Source organism: Acinetobacter sp. WZC-1, from assembly GCF_052544965.1.
The window spans coordinates 1,689,036-1,712,009 of sequence record NZ_CP199370.1 but is presented as its reverse complement, the minus strand read 5'-3'; the positions used below and the strand labels follow the sequence as shown (position 1 = coordinate 1,712,009).

Below are 22,974 nucleotides of genomic sequence, written 5' to 3'. Positions count from 1 at the left end.
CTAATGTAAGTTATTAATACTTTTTATACGAATACTGTAAACGGTGGCGTAGTATTTTATGACTGCGCTACCGTTTTGTATTTAAACAGGTTATTATCAGTGCTAATAGCAATTAGATGATAATAGCGAGGTCATGAATGACAACCGAAGCACTTAATAAATCGGACTTAATGGAAAGAATTTCACTGAAGAATCCACACCTGGCAGAACCTCTTGTTGAAGAAGCTGTTAAAATTATGATTGATCAGATGATTGCATCGTTGTCTGCAGATCATCGTATTGAAATCCGTGGATTTGGCAGTTTTGCCTTACATCATCGTGATCCGCGCATTGGCCGTAATCCAAAAACAGGAAAATCTGTTGAAGTTGCAGCAAAGGCTGTACCACACTTCAAGCCTGGTAAGGCATTACGTGATGCAGTAAACGAGTCTGCCGATAAATAAAATTCGAAAGAGGTGTATATGCGCTATTTTCTGGTTGCATTATTAATTGTAGTCTTTGGTTATGCATTGGCACTTGTACTGCAAAATAGTACAGAGTTGCCGGTGGATCTGCTGTTTACCCAGGTTCCGGCAATGCCTTTGGGTCTATTACTGCTATTGGCTCTGGTCATTGGTATTGTACTTGGTTTGCTGTTGGGCGTTCAGATCTTCCGTGTATTTCAGAATAGCTGGGAAATTAAACGTCTGCGTAAGGATATCGCCTATCTGCGCAAGGAACAGATTCAGACTGCACAACTGGCCGCCGCAGAGGCTGCTGTGAATGTAAAGCATGAAAAAACAGTACTGGACATTCATCCTGAAAACAGAAATTCAAATCCGTTTTAAGATAAATCGACTGCTCTGTGCATATGTTGCAACGGAGCAGTTACTTGCTTTTTCTCCCACAGCTTCGTTGCGTCCCTGACCATTTTGCTTCCCTGATTTCTACCAAGTGGTTTATTATTGCTATTAATGTGTTCTGATCAGATGAATGCCTGAGCATCAGCATAATTCAGTGTTTAGCTGCTTTATTTTTCCTTACTCCCCATAAATCGCTACATAGGCTTTGTCAAAGCTTTATTCAGTGGATACAACTCATTTATAATGACGCATCTTCTTATGTGATGGAATAAACGCTTGAGTATCATTGTTGCCCTCGATGCCAGAAGTCAGTATGAGGCGCTGAAGATTGCAGAACAACTCGATCCATCACAATGCAGGGTCAAAGTGGGAAAAGAACTGTTTACCCATGAAGGACCGGCTGTTGTCACGGCCCTGCAAAATATGGGTTTTGAATTATTCCTTGATCTGAAATTCCATGATATTCCAAATACTACGGCACAGGCGGTCTGTGCCGCGGCCGATCTTGGGGTGTGGATGGTGAATGTCCATGCATCAGGTGGCCGTAAAATGATGGAAACCTGTGTGGAGCGTCTGAAAGCCGGCAATTATTCGACACAACTAATTGCGGTGACTGTACTGACCTCCATGAGCCATGAAGACTTAAGCGATATTGGTCTGGATATTGAACCGGCAATACAGGTACAGCGACTGGCAAAACTGACTCAGGCCTGCGGTCTGGACGGTGTGGTCTGTTCTGCACAGGAAGTGATAATGCTGCGTGAACAGCTGGGGCCGGATTTTGCACTGGTCACACCGGGTATTCGTCCTGCCGGCTCCAATATGGATGATCAGAAGCGCATTGTAACACCGGAACAGGCCATGCAGGATGGCTCCACCCATCTGGTGATTGGCCGGCCAGTCACCCAGTCTGATAATCCTGCTCAGACATTGACCGACATTCTCTTGTCTATTTCAGCAGGTTCATCGCAGTAAATTTACGGTTATTCGGGCAGGGTAAAGGGGTTAAAGCGCTGCCAGGACACTCACGGCAATGGGCGCCACAATGGACAGAACAAAACCGCTGACCATGGCATGTGGAATAAATTCATTGCCGCAGGCCTGCTTGACCATAGGCAGGGAAACATCCATTGCTGTTGCTGCTGCGGTGGAAATTGCAGAGCGTGGATAGCGCCAGCCAATGCTGTACATCAACAGAATTGCAATGATTTCACGAAATAAATCATTCATCAGTGCAACACTGCCAAGCTGTGCATTTTTTAGTTCCGTGACCACAATCCCGCTCATGGAATAAAAACCATAGCCTTGAGACAGCATAATCAGATCTTTCAGGCTGATCTGACTGATCAGCAATGAAGCAATGACTGCCCCTATGACAGAACCCAGCATACAGCCGAACGGCACCAGCAGGATCCGCCAGTTTAACCAGGAGCGATCCAGTGGAGAGTAAGCCAGATCCAGCCCGATCAGCAGCATATAAATTAGCAGCAGTTTCCATGTGCTGATGTGCAGCACATAACCGGCATTGCTGCACAGTTCCGCCACAATATACCCACAGGCCAGTGCCATAAATGCATAGCTGATATTCAGTAATGACCTGAACAAAAAATCGACTGATATTTTGCCATGCACAGGCTGATAACCGATGGCCCTGAACAGGACATAGCAACATAAAAAGGCACCGCCTGATGTGGCAATGGCCAGTATAATGGCACTGGAAAGAATTTTTGAAGGTGCTGAAATCTGATGCAGGGTCAGGGAAAATTCAATGGCAATTGCTGCCAGCAATACATAGGTAAAACAGGGCAGAATTTTAAATGCTGCTTTTTCCAGCCATTGTGGTAATCGCCTTGCCAGCATGAAACCTGTCAGCAGACAAAACAACAGTTGAAAAATAAGCCAGAGGGATTGCATGAAAAATCTATAAATAATGGTGACAGATGATTATAGTCTGATTTGATGACAGCACCGATACTTTATATGCAACTTATTGCAGTCTAATGCATTCCATACTTTTTATTATGATCTGATTTTTAGATGAGATTTTAAAATATTGATAGTTTTGGCAATGTTCAAATGCTGAAATTCAGAGTAAAAAATTGATTGCTATTGTTCTGCAAATCATGTCTGAACCAGCGCAGATCCTTGATCATTTTACCGGCATTGAGTCATTCTGCCATAAAAATCAGGCATGGGTTGATTTATCCATGGTGATAATTCGATATACTTTCAACACGCCACAAAAGTACACAAGCCATATGACCGATCAACAGACTATACATCATACTTCATTTACACCTTTATCTCCTGCAGAGCGTTATGCTCAGGCTATTGCTTCCGGTCAGTTCATGCCGGATGACGCCCAGGCGCAGGCGGTACATGAACTTGAACGGGTCTGGCAGGAACTGCTCGGGCGTTATAAGGCATCCAGGAAAACATTCAGACGTTTTCGGCGGCAGACAGCGCCAAAAGGCGTTTATATGTGGGGCGGCGTCGGTCGGGGTAAAACCTGGCTGATGGACCAGTTTTATGAATCCATCCCTTTTCGCCGTAAAACCCGGATGCACTTTCATCATTTCATGCAATTTGTGCATAAAGAGTTAAATCAGTTGTCCGGGCAACGCAATCCACTGGATATTGTGGCCAATCAGATTTATAAAAATGCTGTGGTGATTTGTTTTGATGAGTTTTTTGTGGCCAATGTAACGGATGCCATGATACTGGGTGATTTGTTTCAGAAATTATTCAGTCGGGGCATTACCCTGATTGCGACCTCAAATATTGCACCGGATGGCTTATATCAGAACGGCATACATCGTGACCGTTTTTTACCGGCGATCGAAGTGCTGAAAAACAGTTGTGTGGTGCTGAATGTTGACGCAGGAGTGGACTACCGTCTGCGGGTACTGAAACAGGCACAACTCTTTAAGTCACCGCTGACGGATGAACATGATTTATGGATGGCACAGCGTTTTGGTGCGCTGACTCAGGCACAGAAAGTCAGTGATGAACCGATTATGGTCAATCACCGGGTGGTGGAAACCCTGGGGCATACTGATGATGTCCTGTGGTGCCGGTTTTCTGAACTGTGCCTGAAACCGCGCAGTCCGGCAGATTTTATTGAAATTGCCCGGATTTATAATACTGTGCTGGTCAGCAATGTGCCGCATCTGACAGATTATCTGTCGGAAGGAACACGACGTTTTATTTATCTGGTGGATGAATTTTATGATCGTGGGGTAAAGCTGTTACTGACATCTGAAGACAGTATTCTGGACATTTATGAAGGGGAAAGACTGGCGTTTGAAATAGAACGGACCCGTTCCAGATTACTGGAAATGCAGTCAGATGATTATTTGCAGTCTGCGCATCGCTCATCAGATGTTGCGAAGCAGGAAACAGAACATTAAGGATGATCAGGATTTTGTTCTGAGCAATTTTAGTCGGGTTTATCTGCTTATTTCAGACCGCAATACAGGCGATTGCTGAGGTATCTGCAGTCCCTGATGATGTCAATATGGATGTGTTAAAAAATGATTACTATTTAGGAATGTGATATTACTATTCAGCCACTTATAAATGAGTATACTAGAAGCTCTTGTGATAAAAAGTAGCACTATCAGGAAAGACAATGACTGCACGTATTCAAAAAGGCAAGTTGGCGATTGCTCAGGAACTTTACGATTTCATCGAAAATGAAGCTTTACCCGGTTCAGGTCTGGACAGTGAGACTTACTGGAAAAACTTTGAGCAGGTCGTTGTTGATCTTAGCCCTGAAAATAAAACGCTGTTGGCAAAGCGTGATGAACTTCAGGCTAAAATTGATGAATGGCACCGTAACAATACATTTGAATTGGGGGCTTATAAAGCTTTCCTTGAAGAAATTGGCTACTTATTACCAGAAGTAGAAGATTTCCAGATCAGCACTGAAAATGTCGATGAAGAAATCGCATTGCTTGCTGGTCCGCAACTGGTGGTTCCTGTACGGAATGCCCGTTACAGTCTGAATGCAGCCAATGCACGATGGGGTTCCCTGTACGATGCATTATATGGTTTTGATGTGATTCCGGAAGATGGCGGCGCTGAAAAAGGCAAGGGCTATAACCCGGTACGCGGCGAAAAAGTAATTGCATTTGCGAAAAACTTTCTGAACGAAACCTTCCCGCTTGCACAGGGTTCACATGCAGATGCGACAAAATATGCAGTGGATCACAACAGATTGGTTATAACGCTTAAAGACGGTACAACCACCAGCCTGGCACACGAAGCTCAGTTTGTCGGTTATAACGGTGAAACTGCTGCACCTGTGGAAATTGTTTTAAAAAATAATGGACTGCATGTTATTATCGAAATCGATGCAACCGGCCCGATTGGTCAGACAGATGCGGCCGGTGTAAAAGACCTGGTCCTTGAAGCAGCAGTCACCACCATTCAGGATATTGAAGATTCGGTTGCGGCGGTGGATGCCGAAGAAAAAGTGGAAGGCTATCGTAACTGGTTGGGGTTGATGAAAGGGACCCTGGAAGAATCGATTGAAAAAAATGGCAAAATCGTCAGCCGTAAACTCAATAAAGACCGTACCCATAAAAATTTGATTGGCGGTGAAACAGTGATTCATGGCCGTTCATTAATGCTGTTGCGTAACGTCGGTCACCTGATGACCAACCCGGCCATTCTTGTGGATGGTGCCGAGATTTACGAAGGGATCATGGACGCTTTAATTACGCCATTATTGACCTTTGCAGACATTAAGGGCGAAAACGAGATTAAGAACTCACGCAAGGGCTCCATGTATATCGTAAAACCGAAAATGCATGGTCCTGAAGAAGTGGCCTTTACTGTAAAACTGTTTGAACGTGTCGAACAGGCACTGGCTCTGCCGGCAAAAACGCTGAAAGTCGGTATTATGGATGAAGAACGTCGTACATCCGTGAATCTGAAAAACTGTATCGCTCAGGCGAAGGATCGTACCATTTTCATTAACACAGGCTTTATGGATCGTACCGGTGATGAAATTCATACCTTTATGGATGCCGGTCCGTTTGTCCGTAAGGGTGAAGTGAAAGCTCAGATCTGGTTCCCGGCTTATGAAAACCGTAATGTCATGGTTGGTTTGCAGACCGGTCTGCGTGGCAAGGCTCAGATTGGTAAGGGTATGTGGCCTAAACCGGATATGTTGCTGGATATGTACAAGACCAAGATTGAGCATCCGGAGGCTGGTGCAAGCTGTGCATGGGTACCGTCTCCATCCGGTGCCGTGATTCACGCCATTCATTATCATCAGTGCAATGTTGCGCAGCGTCAGCAGGAGCTGCTCGCAACAACAGCATTGCCACTGGATGATCTGCTGACGCCACCATTGGCGAAGGACACCAGCTGGACGGAAGAAGAAAAGATCAGGGAACTGGAAAATAACTGTCAGGGCATCCTGGGTTATGTAGTTCGCTGGGTTGATCTGGGTGTGGGTTGTTCCAAAGTGCCGGATATCAGCAATGTCGGTCTGATGGAAGACCGTGCAACATTGCGTATTTCTTCCCAGCATGTGGCCAACTGGTTACGTCATGGGGTTGTGACCCGTGAGCAGGTTGAAGATGTCATGAAACGTATGGCTAAAATTGTGGATGGGCAAAACGCCAGTGATTCAGCCTATCGGCCAATGGCAGTAAACCTCGAAAACAGTATCGCGTTCCAGGCAGCATCTGATTTGATCTTTAAAGGTGCTGAGCAACCTTCAGGTTATACTGAGCCATTGTTACATGCTGCACGTTTAAAATTAAAAGGTTATACCGGTGACTGATTTCACCGTATAGCAGTACAGTATTGGACAAGACAAACGCCCGGTGAATTTCATTGGGCGTTTTATATTTCAGGACTGGACTGTGGAACGATAGTACTGGATAAAACAGGCTGCAATCATAGCGGCTGTTCTGTAGTGCGTTAAAAGTCTGTACAGCATGTAAAAAAGCACTAAAAAAATACTGACAGCACAACACTGTCAGTATTGGAGAAGTAAAAGGTATTTCTAAAGATATGTATTGTTCTAAAGTCGCAATTTCTTAATGATTGCTCACAATGCCTATTTTAGTCACGCCCAGACGCTGTGCTGTTGCCATGACCAGGGCCACATTTTTATATTCTGCCTGCTGATCCGGTTGCAGCCGGATCTGGTCCTGATCCTTTTTACGGGCGACGCCCTGCAACAAAATCTCCAGTGCCTGACGATCAGTAACCGGTTTCTCATTCCAGAATGACTGGCCTGTTGCATCAATACGCAGATCGACCACTTCCGGCGGCTTTTCCCGGGTCGGTGGTGGTGTGCCATTGGGCAGATTAATGTTAATGGCATTGTTCGGTGTTGGAATGGTAATAATAAACATAATAATCAGGACCAGCATGACATCAATCAGTGGTGTCATGTTGACCTCCATCATGACGTCATCATCATGATTTGAACCGGTATTCATACCCATAACTGACTCCTGAATGAATTAGGACGACGCCGGCGGTGTTGTGACAAAAGCAATTTTGCCAATTCCGGCCTGTTTGGTGGTGCTGATCACCTGATCAATTGCATCGAAACGGGTCAGCTGATCTCCACGGATATGCACTTCAGGCTGAGGGCGTTTTTGTGCCTCAACCTTAAGCCTGGCCAGTAATATTTCCTGATTCGGAAGATAATCCTCGTTCCAGAAAACATCGCCGTTTTTATTGATGGCCAGCTGAATATTTTCAGGGGTGGTTGCATAAGGGGTACTTTTTTCCTCAGGCAACTTCACCGGAACAGTATGTGTGACCACTGGAATGGTAATTAAGAAAATAATAAGTAAAACCAGCATCACATCCACCAGGGGAGTGGTGTTGATCGTGCCAATGACTTCATCATCATTGTCATCTGAGTTAACCGTCATACCCATGAGAGATTCCTCTTATTTCATGCCGCGATTGACTGGATTATTGGTGCTCATTTCCCCGCTGAGCAATATGGCATGCAGATCAGAGCCAAAGGAACGGACATTTTCCATCACGGCTTTATTGCGGCGTGTCAGCCAGTTATAGCCAAGTACTGCCGGCACAGCCACGGCAAGACCAATGGCAGTCATAATCAGTGCTTCGCCCACCGGACCTGCGACTTTGTCTATGGAGGCCTGCCCGGAGATGCCGATTGCAGTCAGCGCATGATAAATCCCCCAGACGGTCCCAAACAGACCAACAAATGGCGCGGTTGAGCCAACGGTGGCCAGAAAGGCCAGTCCACCGCTCAGGTGACTCTGGACTTTGTCCACGGCACGCTGAATGGAAATACTGACCCAGGTATTAAAATCAATCCGTTCCAGTAAGGTGCCACCATGATGTTTTGTAGAGTGAATGCCCTTTTCAGCAATATAACGATAGGCACTGCTCTGTTCCAGACTTTCTGCGGCACTGTCCAGCGATACTGATTCCCAGAAACTCTTTTCAGCCTGCTTGCCCTGGCGTTTGACCTTTGCCTGCTGCAGAAATTTAGAAATGATGATGTACCACGTGCCAATGGACATCAGCACCAGAATGAATAAGGTTGATTTTGCGACCAGGTCACCTTCTTTCCACAGAGCTTCCAGTCCATAGGGATTATGCACTGTTTCTTTGGCGGCAGGTGCCGGAGGAGGAACCGGAGTGGTTGAAGCAGGATCCGCGGTCGTGGTTGCAGCAGGAGTGGGATTGACCTGTTGTTCTGCAAAAACTGAATTCAGGGGCAATAATGTGCTGAGAGCCAGCAAACCGGCAGAAGCAAACCGGACCAGACGCTGTGTTGAATTGTTCATAAAAATAATCTCCGATATTAGTAAATTGTTTAATTTAATCTGTTATTCAAGTACGAAAGGATATTCAATTTCGTACCAGTCCTGCTGAGGGACACCATCTTTCATTGCCGGTGTAAATGTACACAGGCTGTAGGCTTTGGTTGCGGCTTTATCCAGGCTTTTACTGCCACTGGATTTTTTAACTTTCGCCTCAACCACCTTGCCCGAAGTATCGACAAGCACTCGGATCTGAACCGTACCCTGTTCTTCATTCATCAGTGCATCACGTGGATATTCCGGTTTTTTACATCCGGCACTGCCTTGTGAAACCCCCTTACTGACACCTGTTGGTTTTGCAACCGGCGCAGCAGCGGCAGGTGCCGGCTCTGGTGATGGCGAAGCAGGTGCTGGGGGTGCAGGCTCCGATTTTTCAGTTGGCCGGGCTGTCGTTACCGGTTCTGTTTTCTGCACCGGTTGTACTTTCTCAACAGGCTTGGGGGTGTCCGGTGTTTTCGCGACTTTTTCAACTTCAACCATTTTGGGAGGTTCAGACACTTTTTCTTCTGGTTTGGGTTTTTCCGGTTCCGGTGGGGGTGGCGGCGGTGGAGGCGGAATATCCTGAATAATTTGTAATTCCACAGGTTTGGGGGCAGGTTTTTCAATGGTATTTGTCAAACCCGACACCAGGATATAGGCGACAAGCAGGTGCAGGAAAAGCACTGCTGCAATCCCAATCAGGCGTTTGGCAGATTTATTTTCCGGCTCTGTAAAAGATATGCCCATTGTTGCTCCTGAAACTTAAGGCAAACCATCAATGTAAGTGACCGTAAAGACGTCCTGGATGTCATGGGATCATCCTGTCATGATGTTTACAGTCACTTCCTGTCTGGCTCAGATTTAGATTTTTAAAGGCATCATTTCTGTCCATATTAAAGTCAGGAAAACAGAAACCATGCCAGGGACGGGACTCAGAACTTATAGGTTCCCCTGACAAAGTAAGTGCGTCCAAGTGGATCGGCATAGCGGGGATCATAACCCTGTTGCGAATTATCCTGGACGTTGCTTGCCGGTGGATCTTCATCAAATATATTTTTGATACCCATGGAAAGTTCGAGGTTTTTAAAGCCCTTATAGGTGCCTGAAATGTTGTAGATGGTATAGTCGCTGACCCGGTGATTTCTATACGCTGCAGCAATACTGTTTGAATTCTGGTCTTTATAGCCTCTGGTAAACTGTTGCTGAAGATTTAGAGCCCAGTTGTCATCACTCCAGTTGATATTGGCGGTATGCTTCCAGCGGATGACTGCACGGCCATCGGTATACAGCCCGACATTGTTGATCCAGTCGCCGCCTGGTTCATTCTGAAAGTCATATTTTGTGATATAGGTTCCATCAATACCAAAACCAAAACGGCCGGTAGATGTCATTGGACTTAAGTAATTCAGGGCAATATCAAAGCCCTGGGTTCTCAACCCACCGAGATTTTCTTCTGTTTTGATAATATGGCTGAGTGAGCCATTTGCATTGCGGACAAATTTATCTGCATATTTTTCAGGGTTACCAAAAATGGTCTGTTCGGCGATTGAGTCAATCAGGTCATCGACCTTAATATGGAAGTAGTCCACACTGAACACCAGGTTTTTAATTGGCTCCAGCACCATGCCCAGGGTAAATGATTTTGACTCTTCCGGATTCAGATTTTCATTGCCGCCCTGTTGGCGATAAAATTGCTGTCCGCAATCACGGGCAGCCTCACCATTTGCAGCTGGTACACCTCCCGGACATAACACCGGATCATTATATCTGGAACTGGTATAGGTCAGTGATTTAGGGGAATTTTGTTCCCACAGGGTAGGTGCACGGAAACCGGTACTATAGGAACTGCGGAACATCAGTTGCTTGATGGGTTCCCAGCGTAATGAAAATTTCGGATTAAAAGTATCACCGAAATCACTGTAATCATCGTAGCGGAGTGCGAGTTGTGCCTCCAGGGTTTTATGCAGGGGAACATGCAGTTCGGTAAAAACAGAGGTGATGTCCCGTTTGCCTTTATTCTCCGGTTCATCCGGGTCTACACCCAGACTGGGGGAAAGTGAGGTCAGTTCAGCATTCACCCTGGATTTCCAGTCATCGTGTCTGAAACTTCCGCCCAGTGCAAAACCGACATCTCCGGCGGGTAGGGTAAAGATGGGTTTACTGACGGTAATATCGAAAATTGTTGAATCCAGTGACGCTTTTTGATAGTCGCCGGAAATATTCAGTTTTTTCCATAAATCAGGGTCATCTCCGGCAGCCTGTGGGCCAAAGGGGTTCAGCACACCGTCATTGAGTGCTATCTGAGTTGCATTCTGATTTAAATTACCACTGACACTGTGGTCTGTTGCAGAACTGTGCGCATAGGTAACTCCGCTATTGATGTCCCATCCTGCGAATTCGCCTTCAACACCTGCAAATGCCCGATGTGATTCATTAATGCTTTCGCTGACCCGATTACCGGCGCGGGAGCGTAAATAAAGTGTCAGAGGGCCATTACTGATGCCACCAACCGCCGGCGTGATTCCATTACCTGGATAATACTTACTGTCAGCGTTCAGGGTCAGGTCGCCATTGAATACATCCGGTGCTACAGAGGTGGTTACTTCATTCCGGGCATAGACATATTCGCCAATCGCATTAAAATCATCGTTCAATTTGAGGGTCATACGCCCCATGGCAGACACATCTTCGGTGCTGGGAACAATGCCTGTTAATGCAGCTGAATTAAAACGGCAGTTATTTTCGTCCGGGTAGATATTGGGAAAATTACAGCCTGTAGCCGCATAAGGGTTGCCGGTGATATCTGTAGTCGGGTCATGGAAATTGGCTGGTTGCGAGCCATTATATCCGGTTTTAACCCCCAGCTCCGGTATTAAGCCGCCCCGGGCGCTGAACTTCCGGTTTCTGGCCATGACATCATTGGATCTTCTGTAATCAATCACTCCGAAGGCATTAAAACCATTTTCATCCAGATCACCAAAACCACCGAAAACGCTGATGTCCTGTTTATCGCCGCCGGACTCTTCAGGTTGTGACAGGCCACCGCTGATATTTAACCCGGTAAATTGTTTTTTGGTAATAAAGTTAATCACACCGCCAATTGCATCTGTACCATAAACGGCAGAGGCACCGTCACGCAATACTTCGATGCGTTCAAGCATTGCCAATGGAATAATATTCAGATTGGTCACGCCACTGTCAAAGGCATTGGCTGCCAGCCGACGCCCATTCAGCAAAATTAAAGTTTTATTTGCGCCTATGCCACGCAGATTGGCCGTAGAACCAGAGGTTCCACTTCTGGAGACATTACTGGCGGTGACAAAATTTGATTGATTGGCGCTGATTTTATTGATTGCCTCTTCGGCCGTGGTGACGCCCTGTTTGATCATGTCGTCAACTTTGACTACGGTAATGGGGGAGGCACTCTGGGCTGCAACACCTTTAATGGATGAACCTGTGACAGTGACTTTAATGACTTTCGCCGGTGCTTTTTCAGCGGCATGTGCCAGGTTCAGATAGAGCATACTTAGACTGAGCGTGCTCAGTTTAAAAATAGTATTCCCGACTCGATGAATGGCCTGAGATCGGGTTGGGTTGATTTTTTTCATCGTAAATTTAACCCTTTTTAATTGTGATCAGCGATATTGCCTGTGTGCAGACTAAGCAAGGCATATGCCAACAGTGTATTTGAAGTTATTTTTATGTTGATAAAGCACTCATTATATTTATTATTTTTTATACCGGGTTTTATATGCTGATGGATTTAACCCTGGATGAGATGATTTATTTCTGGTTGAAAAATATACGATGATTAAGAAATATCATGCATCAGCCAGTTTTTTTCAGTTTCTCTATCCGGAATTTATGTGAAAGTGATCTGGAATGTAACATTATGGTTACTGAGTAAATCAGGAATGAACCACATATTCAGGATCAGCTGAATCTGGTTTTTTAAATAAAATAAGCCAGTTATCTTCTGAATTGTTTTCAGTGAAATCGCTGTTTTTTGGGGAGTGCTTAAATGGAACATGGGCGGATTATCTTTGTGCGTTGTTTAGTTTTTATACAATTTGTTTTTATAATCTACTGATAAAAAAATGCAGGACAAGTGAGCGAAGATATCATTTTAAATGATTAATAATATTGTAAATTTTAAATGAATATTGAGTGTTTTATATTGCATCAGGAAATATGGCATGAAATTCGCTTTAACCTTGCCATTCAGGAAAAAGTATTGTCTTATTTCCTATTGATCGGACTGATAAAAGACGACACAGTGAAATAAGCAATGAAAAATTAAGGATCATCAATCAATGAGAGAACAGAAAGAACTGGTTTAAGTAAAGTGGTTATACAGTAATTTCAAATGCGATCGATAATAAGACATCTGCAATTTTCTGAAAATAGTTTGAATGGGTATAAATTTGAAAGTTAAACATTTTAAAATAATGACTGTGTTTTTTACAGCGCTGATCGGCAGCAATAGCATGGATGCAAAAACACCTGCCCGGCCGGATAAAGTGCTGCATGTTGCCTTTAATGCCCCGGATGAAGGTTTTGATATGGTCAGAACCATGAACCTATACAGTGGCAATATTGCGGATGTTATTTTTGAGCGATTGCTGCAATATGATTATCTGGCCAATCCGGTTCAGTTACGTCCGGAAACCGCTGAAAGCATGCCTGACATACAGCAGGATGGCAAAGTCTATACCTTTAAAATTAAACCTGGCATTTATTTTACGGCAGATCCAGCCTTTAAGGGCAAAAAGCGTGAACTGGTTGCAGAAGATTATGTCTACAGCATAAAGCGTCTGCTTGATCCGAAGAATCGTGCACCTACGTTTTCTTTTGTTGGCGGAAAGATAGTCGGTGCAGATGCGGTGATTGCCCAGGCAAAGAAAACCGGGAAATTTAATTATGATGCACCCATTGATGGAATGAAGGCGCTTGACCGCTATACATTGCAGTTCCGTCTGACCCGGCCGGATTATAATTTCCCCTATATTCTTGCTTACAGTGCCTTGGGTGCTTCAGCACGGGAAGTGGTTGAATATTATGGTAATCGTGTTGGTCTGCATCCGGTCGGTACCGGGCCTTATATGATCAGTAAGTATGTTCCGCGAAGTAAAATAGAACTGGTGGCCAATCCGGATTACCGGGGGTTCACCTGGGATTTTAAATCCAGTGGTTCCGCCTGGGACAATCAATTGGTCAAGGATATGTACGGTAAAAAAATGCCGCAGATTGGCAAGGTCACGGTCACCATCATGGAAGAAGACCAGTCCCGCTGGCTGGCTTTTCAGTCAGGGCAACTTGATTTCAGCGGAGTGGTTCCGGATGCTGTGGATAAGGTACTGGATGGTCAGCAATTGAAACCTGAATTTAAGAAAAAAGGCATACAGCTGAATCAGAGTAAAGCAGCTGAACTGACCATCATTTATATGAACATGAGGGATCCGCTCATTGGTGGCTATAGTCCGGAAAAAATAGCATTGAGACGTGCGATTGCCATGGCTTATAACATGGATGAGTCCACCCGGATTTTACGCAAGGGTCAGGCCGTCAAGGGTGAAATGATTGTACCGGATGGGGTCAATGGTTTTAATCCTGCATACCGGAGTAGTATTGGTTATGACCCGATGCTGGCCAACAGACTATTGGATCATTTCGGTTATAAAAAAGGGGCAGATGGCTATCGGACCCTGCCGAATGGAAAGCCGCTACGTCTGAAAATGAATACAGAGCCGGGGACGGCTTATGTTGCTCAGTCTGAATTAATTAAAAAAACCCTGGATGCCATTGGTCTGCATATCGATTTTATGGTCAGTAACTTTGCGGATAATCAGAAAGCTGCCGTGCAGTGTAAATATATGATATGGGGTGGCGCATGGTTTGCAGACTACCCTGAGGGTGAAAATTTCGCACAGCTTTTATATGGTCCCAATGCAGAGCAGGGTAATTTGTCCTGTTACCAGTCAGCAGCATATGACCGGCTATATGAACAGGCCATGCAACAGCCACCTGAAAAAAGGATGCCGTATTATGAAAAAATGAGCCGTCAGGTGGAAGCGGACAACCCGTGGATTATTCGTGACAGCCGCATTAACAACTGGTTGATACAACCGCAGGTTAAGGGGTTCAAGGCACATCCCATTATGAATACCAACTGGCAATACCTGGATATTGTCCCGGCTGTTAAAAAATAATGACAGGGCTCAGCATGAAACAAATTTTAAAAACAGGTTTTAAATCGTATGGCTGGCTTGTTCCGCTGATGATGGCATTGAGTTCAGCCGCAATGACCGTGCAGGCAAAGAGTCCTGCCAATCCGAATAAAGTATTGAGATATGTGTTTCCCGCCCAGGAAAGCGGTTTTGATCCGGCTGCCGTGAACGATCTGTATTCTGCACAGGTGAACCATGCGATCTTTGAAACCTTATATGGTTATGACTATCTGGCGTCTCCGGCAAAATTGGTCCCGAAAACTGCAACGGATTATCCGGAAGTCAGCAGTGATGGACTGACCTATACCATCCGAATTAAAAAGGGCATTTATTTTAGCCCGGACCCGGTGTTTAAGGGAAAATCCCGGGAGCTGACCTCAGCGGATTATGCTTATTCCTTTAAGCGTCTGCTGGATCCTGCTATACGCTCTCCTGGCAGCTGGTTGTTTAATAATAGAATTTTTGATCTGGATCAGTTGCTGCAACAGGCACGGAAAACCGGTCAGTTCAATTATGACCGGCCTTTTGAGGGTATACAGACACCTGATCGGTATACGCTGGTGATTCGTCTGAACAAGCCTGATCATAACTTTCCGATGCTGCTGGCACATCAGCCGGCTGGCGCGGTTGCCCGGGAAGTCATTGAACATTACCGCAACAAGGCCGGTACGGTAATGGGACATCCGATTGGAACCGGGCCGTACATGCTCACCAGCTGGACACCGGGATCACGGATTATTTTAAAGGCCAATCCGAATTATCGGGGTTATATCTGGGATTTTAAGGCATCCTCAGCCGAAGATCAGTCGATTGTTGATCAGATGAGAGGCAAAAAAATGCCGCAGATTGGTGTGGTGGACATTCGTGTCATGGAGGAACAGCAAACCGCCTGGTTGTCCTTTAAAAAGGATGAAGCAGATATGATCCAGCTGGAAGGTGAAATGGTGTCGCAAGCTGTAGAGGACGGTAAGTTGAAACCTGAGCTAGCTCAAAAGGGTGTAAAGTTGTCCAGGATTTCTGATCCGGCCATTGATTATACCTATTGGAACACACAAAATCCGGTGGTAGGTGGTTTCAGTAAGGAAAAAATTGCATTGCGGCGTGCCATGGCCATGGTCTATTCAGTCGATGATGATATCAATATGGGATTTAAGGGCAATGCCCGAAAATTACAATATCCCATTCCCTATGGAGTGGTCGGGCACGATCCGAACTATAAAAGCAGTATTCCGCATTCAATAAAGGCAGCCAATCTGCTGCTGGATCGCTACCACTATAAAGTGGGGCAGGACGGCTGGCGTACCCAGCCGGATGGTCAGCCACTGCTTGTGGAATACACCTATTCGCTCAATGGCCCGCGTGGTCAGTTATCTGCTGAATTATGGAAAAAAAGACTGAATGGGATAAAAATTAATATGGTTGCCAAAGGGATGCCATTTGCAGAAGGCCTCAAGGCAGAGAAGCGATGTAAAACCATGTTTAAATCTTCGGCCTGGGTGGCTGATTATCCCGATGGCGACAATTTTATGCAGTTGTTCTATGGTGGAAATATTCACGCCACCAATGATCCCTGTTTTAAATTACCTGAATATGACCGCTTATATGAGCAGACCCAACAAATGGATGCAGGACCTGAACGGGACGCATTGTACAGAAAAATGGCCCGTTTACTGGAAGTGTATTCACCGGTTCTGATCAATTATTCACGTTATAGAAATATACTGGCACAGCCCCGTGTCATTGGTTATAAGAAGCACCCGATTATGCCATCGGAGTGGATGTATTTCGATCTTGAGTCAAAAACGAATTAAAGCAATTAAACTGGAGTGATGATGAAAAATAAAGTGGTGAGCAATAAAACGCTGCAAAAGAAAGCAAAAAAACTGTCGGTCTGTTATCTGCTGGCCGTTGGCGTCAGTGGTCTGGGTCAGACTGCATTTGCAGATACGGATGCCCGGAAGACACTTTCGTTATTTCAGGCTGACCAGGTTGCCGGTCAGTGTGATACCAGTTTGAATCAGTTGCAGCAGCATATCAGTTTACTGGAAGAAAAATCACTGAAACCGAAAGCTGAGGCAGCAACCATTTTGCAGCAGTGGAATGCCATGCTGGTGGATTTTGAGAATTTCTCAGGTCCGGTTGGTTTGTACAGCAATATTGACCCTGATCCGAAGGTGCGTAAGGCCGCAGAAGATTGCAGCATTAAAATTAATCAGTTCATGACGGAAATGTACCAGAATCCGAAACTTTATAAGCTGATTAAAGCTGCGAAAACCATGGATGCCATTGATGTCAAATACCGTCAGGATCTACTGGATGGATTTGAAAATACCGGGGTACAACTCAGTTCGGAAAAGCGTGCCCGTTTAAAGGTGATACTGGATCAGCTGACCAGACTGGGACAGGAATATGCCCGCAATGTCAGGGATAATCCGACAAAACTGGAATTTACAGCTGCCGAAATGAAAGGATTGCCTGAAAGTTATCTGTCAGGTTTAAAGAAAAATGAGAAAGGCAATTATCTGCTGGGCTTTGAATACCCTGAATATAACCCGTTTATGCAACTGGCAGATGATGATGATGCCCGTAAGCGTTATTTGATTGCGTATACCCGTCGCGGTACTGAAAAAAATCTGGATTTACTTAAACAGGCCATTGACTTGCGTCATGAACAGGCTCAGTTGTTTGGACTGCCCAGCTATGCGGACTGGGCACTGAAAAAACGTATGGCCAAAACACCGCAGGCTGTGAATAAGTTCCTGGCCGATGTCCAGAAAACCGTGGCGCCACTGGAAAAAAAAGAAGCGGATGAACTCAGCGCATTTAAGGCAAAAACATTAAATATACCGTTGGATCAGGCGGGAATTACGCGCTGGAGTGAAAGTTACTGGAGTGAGAAGTTACGTCAGAACAAATATCAGATTGATCAGGAAAAACTCAGGGAGTATTTCCCGACACTGGCTGCTCAGAAATGGATTTTTGCAATTTCCTCAGATTTATATGGTATTGAATTTAAACCGGTCAAAGTCAATACCTGGTATAAAGAAGTTGAATATTATGATGTCATGGATAAAAAAACCGGCAAGCTGCTGGGCGGTTTATACATGGATAAATTTCCGCGTGAAGGCAAATATGGTCATGCTGCAGTATGGAGTGTTTATGGCAGCAGCAGCCTGGCGGGCCGCAGGCCTGTATCGGTGCTGGTGACCAACTTTAACCGTAAGGGCCTGAACAGCGATGAGCTGGAGACATTTGTACATGAATTTGGCCATGCTTTGCACGGAATTTTGTCCCAGACCCGTTACGAAGCTCAGTCCGGTACATCGGTTGAACGTGATTTTGTAGAAGCGCCTTCCCAGATGTATGAAGAATGGGCCCGTCGTAAGGAAACCCTGTCAAAAATTGCCGATTATTGCGACCCGGCCTGTCCACGGGTTGATGATGCACTCATTCAGCGCTTAAAGTCGGTTCATAACTATGGGCGCGGCCTGCGTTATGCACGTCAGACCCTGTATGCTCAATACGATATGGCGCTACATGCAGCAGATGCCCTACAGGTCAAGCCAATGGATGTATGGAAAAAAATGGAGGCTGAAACGGCATTGGGTTATGTGCCGACCACAGAGTTTCCGGGGCAGTTTGGTCATGTAATGAAAGGCTATCAGGCGGGTTATTATGGTTATATGTGGTCGGAAGTACTGGCATTGGATATGTTGTCGGCGTATGGAGACAATCTGAATAACCCGAAAGTGGGTCAGCGTTATCGTCAGAAGGTTCTGTCACAGGGCAGCCAGAAAACTGCGGAACAACTGGTTCGGGATTTCCTGGGCAGGGCACCGGATAACAAAGCTTTTCTGAACGAGATTACCGGACAACGGGTCAAATAAGGAGCGACTGCGATGCTGGCTTATGTGATCCGAAGACTCTGGCAAATGATTCCGACTATGCTGGGCGTGATTTTGCTGATCTTTTTCCTGTTTAACTGGGTTGGTGGAGATCCGGCCTATATCCTGGCTGGGAAAATGTCCAGTCCAGAGCAGATTGAAAACATCAGAAAACAACTGGGTACCGACCAACCCTATTATATTCAGTTATGGATTTTCATTAAACAAATTCTGACCTTTGACTATGGGGCCAGCTGGAGTACCGGAGAGTTGGTCTCGCAGATTCTGGCTACCCGATTGGGTCCTTCACTGACCTTACTTATTCCACTGACCATTTTACAGACGTTGATTTCCATTTTACTGGCGCTGGCCGTTGCGGCCATTCGGGGTTCCCTGGCCGATCGGATGGTCATGATGCTGTGTACCATTGGCATGTCAATCAGTATTCTAGTTTATATTATTGTTTTTCAGTATTTTTTCTCATATAAACTTGGTTGGTTTCCTGTACAGGGCTGGAGTGATGACTTTACGGAAAATCTGTTCAAATATGCCTTACTGCCTATCATCATTATGCTGGTGGTGAGTATTTCTCCCACCTTACGCCTCTATAGAAGTTTTGTGCTGGATGAAATTAATCAGGACTATATTCGGACAGCCCGGGCCAAAGGCGTGGGCGAACGTCGGATTCTGGGGGTACATGTGTTACGCAATGCTTCCATTCCGATCATTACCGATGTCATGTCAGCATTGCCTGCCTTATTGATTGGTGCATTTTTGATTGAACGTTTTTTCGGCATTCCCGGAATTGGCCGGGAAATTATCATTGCTGTTGAACGCAGTGATTTTCCTGTCATTAAGGCAATTACCGTCTATGTTGCAGCGGCAACCATGTTTTTTAATCTGATTGCGGATCTGATTTATAAGGCCGTAGATCCACGTGTCCAGTTGAAGTAGGTGAAATATGCTGAATGCTTTATGGAAAGGAAAAGACGAAGCAGATGTGACACCTGAGTCTCCAGGCTTATGGCAACTGGCGATGCGCAGATTGCGATCGGATCGGATTGCCATGGTTTCACTGCTGGTTGTTTTATTTTACTGTGTCATGTTGGGCCTATCCATGACCGGGGTTATTGCATCCAGCTGGAACAAAGAGGTGGCGGTCAGTTATGCACCTCCGGGTTTTATGGGGCCGAACCTGCACAGTCTGAATGAGACAGGTGATTCGTCCATGCCAAAGGAGGCGTTGCCGGAAAATCCGGTAGATCCGCTGAAGGATGTGATTCATGAGCTGAAAGCACAGATTGCAAATGAACAGGGCTCCCAGGCCATTGATTATTATGGAGTGGTTGATCCATTGGCCGCAGATATGCAGGAGATTAACCAGCAGCTTGGTGGCCATTTGATGGATCAGCAGCAACAGTTAAAAACTACCCTGCTGTTTGGTGCGGACAAGTGGGGGCAGGATGTTTTACAGAAAACCATTAAGGGTGCGGAAACCTCAATTATTGTGGGACTGGTTGCGGCCTTATTTGCAGTCATTATCGGCAGTATTTTAGGTGCAATTTCCGGCTACTTTGGTGGCTGGGTGGATGATGTCATTAACTGGTTTTATAGTGTTTTTACTTCAATTCCCTATTTGCTGCTGGTGCTGGCAATTGCGGCGGTACTCCAGCAGCGGGGCGTTTTGTCCATTGTTCTGATTCTGGGGCTGACCGGCTGGACAGGTGTATACCGGCTGATCCGTGCTGAATATATGAAGCATAAATCCCGGGAATATGTGCTTGCGGCAAAAGCGATTGGGGTCAGCAATCTGCGCAGGATGTTTATCCATATTTTCCCGAATGTCAGCCATATCGCCCTGGTACAGATGTCCATTCTGGTGGTTTCATTCATTAAATCTGAGGTGATTTTAAGTTTTCTCGGTTTTGGTGTCCCTGTGGGCGTGGTGTCGTGGGGCAGCATGCTGAATGAGGCACAAAGTGAGCTGATTCAGGGGAAATGGTGGCAATTGGTTGCTGCATCAACGGCCATGGCGGTGCTGGTGACCGCATTTTCAATGTTCACGGATGCATTGCGTGATGCCCTCGATCCAAAACTCAAATAGCAGGAGAATGACATGCATCATCAGACGGATATTAGAGATACTGTGGACGCTGACACCTTATTGCGTATTGAAAACCTGGGGATCAGTTTTAAAAATGAAAATAAACAATATATCGAGACGGTCAAGGGTATTTCATTTTCCATTCCGGTCAATCGGACCGTGGCACTGGTGGGGGAATCCGGCAGCGGTAAGTCTGTGTCATCCATGGCCATTATGGGCTTATTGCCTGCCGGTCAGAGTAAAATCAGTGCAGCGGCTCAAATTATTTTTGAAGGGAAAAACTTACTGAGCCTTTCCAGAAAGGAGATTCGCCGGATTTGTGGTAAGGAAATTGCCATGATTTTCCAGGAACCCATGTCTTCTTTAAATCCGGTTTTTACAGTGGGCAATCAGATTGCAGAAACATTGCGTCTGCACCTGGGTATGAACCGGAAAAAAGCCCGGCAGCGTACGCTGGAGCTGTTAAAGGAAGTCGGCATTCCCTCACCGGAAATCAAAATAGATGCTTATCCCAGTCAGTTGTCTGGTGGTCAGCAACAAAGGGTAATGATTGCCATGGCCATTGCCTGTGAACCAAAACTGCTGATTGCCGATGAACCGACCACCGCGCTGGACGTGACCATACAAAAGCAGATTATTGATCTGCTGGAATCCCTCAGACAGCGTTACCGGATGTCAATGCTGTTTATTACCCATGATCTGGCACTGGTGGGTGAAATCGCAGATGAAGTGATTGTCATGCGTCACGGAGAAATCCGCGAGCAGGGCAGTGCCAGTCAGGTACTGGAACAACCGGAAGATGTTTATACACGTGCTTTACTGCATTGCCGGCCTCAGCTATCCCATCGTCTCTGGCGTTTGCCGGTGACCAGTGACTTTATGAAGGAGGCGGCAGATGGTTCATTGGTGGAACAGACTACGGTCCCTGCCATGAGCCTGATGGAAAGAAAACGGGGTCTGACTGGAAATGAACAGATGATTCTGCAAGTCCGGGACCTGAAAAAATCCTTTTATAGCCGCAAGGGATTGTGGGGGCAGGAAGAATTCCAGGCAGTCAGGGGGGTATCCTTTGAACTGGCCCGGGGCAAAACACTGGCGCTGGTTGGGGAATCCGGTTCGGGGAAAACCACCATTGGTCTATTGTTGATGCGTTTACATGAAGCAAGTGGCGGTCAGGTCCTGATTGAAGGGAAAGATATCCTGGCAATGAGTGAAAAGGAGTTTGTACAGTATCAGCGGAAAATTCAGATTATTTTTCAGAATCCGTATGCATCACTGAATCCGCGCTTTACCATCGGCCAGATTTTAACGGAGCCCATGCGGGTCCATGGGATTGGTCAGCATGATGCTGAACGCAGGCAGATTGTCTTAAATTTATTGGACAAAGTCAGTTTACCGGCGACGGCTTATAATCGTTATCCGCATGAGTTTTCCGGTGGACAGCGTCAGCGGATTGCAATTGCACGTTGTCTGACATTAAAACCGGAAATACTGATCTGTGATGAATCGGTTTCAGCACTGGATGTTTCAGTGCAGGCTCAGGTCTTAAATTTATTACAGGATCTACAGGATGAGTTCGGACTAAGCTATATTTTTATTTCTCATGATTTGTCTGTAGTCAAATATATTTCTGATCAGGTCATGGTTATGAATCATGGTGAAATTGTTGAAATGGCCAATTCAGATGAACTGTATCAGCATCCGCAGCATGAATATACCCGAAAACTGTTGAGCGCCATTCCACAGGGCATCAGCGCATTGAGTTAAGGTATTGAATGAATCATTCAGTGGTGCGTCAGTTTGTATAGTGATGAGATGCTGGTAAGGGTGTCGTCAGAAGCCAGCAAAGTGCCGTCATATGCATCATCTTGCATCGTGGTTCCATTTTCTTTGTTTTAGCTTCATAAAAGGCTTTGCTCATTGGCCGGGGAGTCTTTTTATGGCTGTTTCCTGTTGGTTTTTAAGTTCAGATATTGATCAGAAAGTGAGTCATTCAGTTCAGGTTCCTTATTTTACAGAGACTGAGCTGGATATTATTGTGTAGTTTAACTTATTGATGTTGCAGCATGGTAAGCCCATGATATTCATGGATGAATGGTT

At 45.6% G+C, this 22,974-nt stretch carries 17 protein-coding genes; 11 read left to right on the top strand and 6 right to left on the bottom strand.

Annotated elements, in window-relative coordinates; genetic code table 11:
* Positions 1-137 precede the first annotated feature (137 nt).
* The 3 genes from ACT6PV_RS07885 to pyrF all read left to right on the top strand — a co-directional run bounded on the left by ACT6PV_RS07885 (position 138) and on the right by pyrF (position 1,817).
* On the top strand, positions 138-443 hold the full coding sequence (locus tag ACT6PV_RS07885) for an integration host factor subunit beta (RefSeq protein ID WP_445115851.1): 306 nt from the start codon (positions 138-140) through the stop codon (positions 441-443).
* An 18-nt stretch (positions 444-461) separates the two neighbouring features.
* Positions 462-827 (top strand): lipopolysaccharide assembly protein LapA domain-containing protein, encoded by a 366-nt coding sequence (locus ACT6PV_RS07880; protein ID WP_445115850.1) that lies wholly within the window; start codon positions 462-464, stop codon positions 825-827.
* Positions 828-1,118: 291 nt separating this feature from the next.
* Complete coding sequence (gene pyrF / locus ACT6PV_RS07875; RefSeq protein WP_445115849.1) at positions 1,119-1,817, top strand: orotidine-5'-phosphate decarboxylase; 699 nt, start codon at positions 1,119-1,121, stop codon at positions 1,815-1,817.
* 30 nt (positions 1,818-1,847) lie between these two features.
* Here pyrF and ACT6PV_RS07870 read toward each other — a convergent pair whose 3' ends face one another.
* On the bottom strand, positions 1,848-2,756 hold the full coding sequence (locus ACT6PV_RS07870; protein ID WP_445115848.1) for a lysine exporter LysO family protein: 909 nt from the start codon (positions 2,754-2,756) through the stop codon (positions 1,848-1,850).
* 344 nt (positions 2,757-3,100) lie between these two features.
* Between ACT6PV_RS07870 and zapE the strand changes: the two genes are divergently transcribed.
* Both zapE and ACT6PV_RS07860 read left to right on the top strand, forming a co-directional pair.
* On the top strand, positions 3,101-4,252 hold the full coding sequence (zapE, locus tag ACT6PV_RS07865) for a cell division protein ZapE (protein WP_445117064.1): 1,152 nt from the start codon (positions 3,101-3,103) through the stop codon (positions 4,250-4,252).
* Positions 4,253-4,473: 221 nt separating this feature from the next.
* Positions 4,474-6,639: a malate synthase G gene (locus ACT6PV_RS07860; RefSeq protein ID WP_445115847.1), complete on the top strand. Its 2,166-nt coding sequence runs from the start codon at positions 4,474-4,476 to the stop codon at positions 6,637-6,639.
* Between the two features lie 259 nt (positions 6,640-6,898).
* Here ACT6PV_RS07860 and ACT6PV_RS07855 read toward each other — a convergent pair whose 3' ends face one another.
* The 5 genes from ACT6PV_RS07855 to ACT6PV_RS07835 all read right to left on the bottom strand — a co-directional run bounded on the left by ACT6PV_RS07855 (position 6,899) and on the right by ACT6PV_RS07835 (position 12,267).
* Positions 6,899-7,312, bottom strand: a complete 414-nt coding sequence (locus ACT6PV_RS07855; RefSeq protein WP_445115846.1) for an ExbD/TolR family protein — start codon at positions 7,310-7,312, stop codon at positions 6,899-6,901.
* Positions 7,313-7,330: 18 nt separating this feature from the next.
* Positions 7,331-7,756 carry an ExbD/TolR family protein gene (locus tag ACT6PV_RS07850; protein ID WP_445115845.1) on the bottom strand — a complete coding sequence of 142 codons (426 nt, stop codon included), beginning with the start codon at positions 7,754-7,756 and terminating at the stop codon, positions 7,331-7,333.
* Between the two features lie 12 nt (positions 7,757-7,768).
* Positions 7,769-8,644 carry a MotA/TolQ/ExbB proton channel family protein gene (locus ACT6PV_RS07845; protein ID WP_445115844.1) on the bottom strand — a complete coding sequence of 292 codons (876 nt, stop codon included), beginning with the start codon at positions 8,642-8,644 and terminating at the stop codon, positions 7,769-7,771.
* 42 nt (positions 8,645-8,686) lie between these two features.
* The gene (locus ACT6PV_RS07840; RefSeq protein ID WP_445115843.1) at positions 8,687-9,406 is read right to left on the bottom strand and encodes an energy transducer TonB; all 720 of its coding nucleotides are present in this window, start codon (positions 9,404-9,406) and stop codon (positions 8,687-8,689) included.
* A gap of 185 nt (positions 9,407-9,591) precedes the next feature.
* Entirely contained in the window at positions 9,592-12,267 is a 2,676-nt protein-coding gene (locus ACT6PV_RS07835; protein WP_445115842.1) for a TonB-dependent receptor, read from the bottom strand.
* A gap of 840 nt (positions 12,268-13,107) precedes the next feature.
* On the opposite strand from ACT6PV_RS07835, the gene ACT6PV_RS07830 reads away from it, so the two are divergent.
* From ACT6PV_RS07830 to ACT6PV_RS07805, 6 genes are read left to right on the top strand one after another with little or no spacing between them, the layout of a single operon-like run.
* On the top strand, positions 13,108-14,868 hold the full coding sequence (locus ACT6PV_RS07830) for an ABC transporter substrate-binding protein (protein ID WP_445117063.1): 1,761 nt from the start codon (positions 13,108-13,110) through the stop codon (positions 14,866-14,868).
* A 14-nt stretch (positions 14,869-14,882) separates the two neighbouring features.
* The gene (locus ACT6PV_RS07825) at positions 14,883-16,697 is read left to right on the top strand and encodes an ABC transporter substrate-binding protein (RefSeq protein ID WP_445115841.1); all 1,815 of its coding nucleotides are present in this window, start codon (positions 14,883-14,885) and stop codon (positions 16,695-16,697) included.
* A gap of 21 nt (positions 16,698-16,718) precedes the next feature.
* Positions 16,719-18,773, top strand: a complete 2,055-nt coding sequence (locus ACT6PV_RS07820) for a M3 family metallopeptidase (protein WP_445115840.1) — start codon at positions 16,719-16,721, stop codon at positions 18,771-18,773.
* 12 nt (positions 18,774-18,785) lie between these two features.
* Positions 18,786-19,724, top strand: a complete 939-nt coding sequence (locus tag ACT6PV_RS07815; RefSeq protein WP_445115839.1) for an ABC transporter permease — start codon at positions 18,786-18,788, stop codon at positions 19,722-19,724.
* 7 nt (positions 19,725-19,731) lie between these two features.
* Positions 19,732-20,874, top strand: a complete 1,143-nt coding sequence (locus tag ACT6PV_RS07810; RefSeq protein ID WP_445115838.1) for an ABC transporter permease — start codon at positions 19,732-19,734, stop codon at positions 20,872-20,874.
* Between the two features lie 12 nt (positions 20,875-20,886).
* On the top strand, positions 20,887-22,641 hold the full coding sequence (locus ACT6PV_RS07805; protein ID WP_445115837.1) for an ABC transporter ATP-binding protein: 1,755 nt from the start codon (positions 20,887-20,889) through the stop codon (positions 22,639-22,641).
* The last annotated feature ends 333 nt before the right edge of the window (positions 22,642-22,974 follow it).

Coding starts and splice junctions, on each gene's coding strand:
- ACT6PV_RS07885 (WP_445115851.1), top strand. CDS start 138: ATGACAACCGAAGCACTTAATAAATCGGACTTAATGGAAAGAATTTCA.
- ACT6PV_RS07880 (WP_445115850.1), top strand. CDS start 462: ATGCGCTATTTTCTGGTTGCATTATTAATTGTAGTCTTTGGTTATGCA.
- ACT6PV_RS07870 (WP_445115848.1), bottom strand. CDS start 2,756: ATGCAATCCCTCTGGCTTATTTTTCAACTGTTGTTTTGTCTGCTGACA.
- zapE (WP_445117064.1), top strand. CDS start 3,101: ATGACCGATCAACAGACTATACATCATACTTCATTTACACCTTTATCT.
- ACT6PV_RS07860 (WP_445115847.1), top strand. CDS start 4,474: ATGACTGCACGTATTCAAAAAGGCAAGTTGGCGATTGCTCAGGAACTT.
- ACT6PV_RS07855 (WP_445115846.1), bottom strand. CDS start 7,312: ATGGGTATGAATACCGGTTCAAATCATGATGATGACGTCATGATGGAG.
- ACT6PV_RS07850 (WP_445115845.1), bottom strand. CDS start 7,756: ATGGGTATGACGGTTAACTCAGATGACAATGATGATGAAGTCATTGGC.
- ACT6PV_RS07845 (WP_445115844.1), bottom strand. CDS start 8,644: ATGAACAATTCAACACAGCGTCTGGTCCGGTTTGCTTCTGCCGGTTTG.
- ACT6PV_RS07840 (WP_445115843.1), bottom strand. CDS start 9,406: ATGGGCATATCTTTTACAGAGCCGGAAAATAAATCTGCCAAACGCCTG.
- ACT6PV_RS07835 (WP_445115842.1), bottom strand. CDS start 12,267: ATGAAAAAAATCAACCCAACCCGATCTCAGGCCATTCATCGAGTCGGG.
- ACT6PV_RS07830 (WP_445117063.1), top strand. CDS start 13,108: ATGACTGTGTTTTTTACAGCGCTGATCGGCAGCAATAGCATGGATGCA.
- ACT6PV_RS07825 (WP_445115841.1), top strand. CDS start 14,883: ATGAAACAAATTTTAAAAACAGGTTTTAAATCGTATGGCTGGCTTGTT.
- ACT6PV_RS07820 (WP_445115840.1), top strand. CDS start 16,719: ATGAAAAATAAAGTGGTGAGCAATAAAACGCTGCAAAAGAAAGCAAAA.
- ACT6PV_RS07815 (WP_445115839.1), top strand. CDS start 18,786: ATGCTGGCTTATGTGATCCGAAGACTCTGGCAAATGATTCCGACTATG.
- ACT6PV_RS07810 (WP_445115838.1), top strand. CDS start 19,732: ATGCTGAATGCTTTATGGAAAGGAAAAGACGAAGCAGATGTGACACCT.
- ACT6PV_RS07805 (WP_445115837.1), top strand. CDS start 20,887: ATGCATCATCAGACGGATATTAGAGATACTGTGGACGCTGACACCTTA.